This window comes from Anaerovirgula multivorans (genome assembly GCF_900188145.1).
Taxonomy (GTDB): Bacteria; Bacillota; Clostridia; order Peptostreptococcales; family Natronincolaceae; genus Anaerovirgula; species Anaerovirgula multivorans.
Genome location: NZ_FZOJ01000103.1, coordinates 1 through 1,070 on the forward strand (window position 1 = coordinate 1; position 1,070 = coordinate 1,070).

Consider the following 1,070-nt stretch of genomic DNA (forward strand, 5'->3'; position numbering starts at 1 on the left):
TCACCAGTAGCTACATTTTCAAAGATACCATTCATTTCTTTGATAGATTTTTTTAATATTCCTATTATTAAAAAGGAAAAACCTAATAAAGTTATCAATGCTATGATAGATATGGTGCTTAAGCCTCTAATGTTAGCATTATATATGCCCATACTTTCATCGTACAGTTCTTCTGCAAACTCTTTGTTGTTTTTTATTACATAAACTAAGTTGTTAAGTATAGCATTTCCTCTTGACTCCAAAGAAAGCTTATCTTGATCATCAAGTTCTTCATACCGTTGCAGTTTCTTTACCACGTCTGCCCAACTGGCAACAAAGATATCATAATTGCTTTTAGCAGATTCTAAAACTGTATTTTCTCTAGATTCTTCATCTTGCCCCTCCAGGTATACATCCATTAAATCTCGCAGCTCCTGATCTAGATTATCAATGTTTTTTATTATGCTTGGGTTGTAGCCTAAATCCATTACCCTTAAGACTTCTATTCTAATATTCATAAACTTTTGGTTGATTTCCGTTGCTAGCTGTGTTTTAAGAACCGCCTCGTTGTATATCTGTGATACGTTGTTATTAATACTGCCAATGCCTTTGTAGCCAATGCCCCCAACTATTGCTAAAAAAGCAGTCGCTAAAATAACAACCATGATGATACTATGGGTAATTCGCATGTTCTTTGTTAGCTTTTTCATTTTATGTATCCCCCCGTATCTAGACTGGAATTTTTTAATAATTACTTAATAAAATTCTACTATATTTTCCTAATTATTACAACATTTTTCGACTTAGTGGAGGATAATCATAAGATGGGTACTTCTTCATCCTGTAGATTTTGAGAGGTCAGAAAAAGGCCAGAATTCCTGTGTGATGCTGGAAAAGCTAAAAGCCTCATTAGAGGCTTTTTCTTTTTATACTTTAAACTTTTCAACTTCATTTTTCATATCATGGGTCATTTCATTTAGCACTTGTACAGTGGAGGCTACCTCTTCTACAGATGCACTCATCTCCTCAGAGGATGCAGCTATTTGTTGAGCTATCGCTGAATTATCAACTGAAATAGAAGCAATTGTATC

At 34.0% G+C, this 1,070-nt stretch carries 1 protein-coding gene; it reads right to left on the reverse strand.

Features of this window, described 5'->3' with window-relative positions; genetic code table 11:
- Positions 1-689: MCP four helix bundle domain-containing protein (locus CHB72_RS25770; protein WP_141131625.1), on the reverse strand; the 689-nt coding region annotated here is incomplete at its 3' end.
- Positions 690-1,070 lie beyond the last annotated feature (381 nt).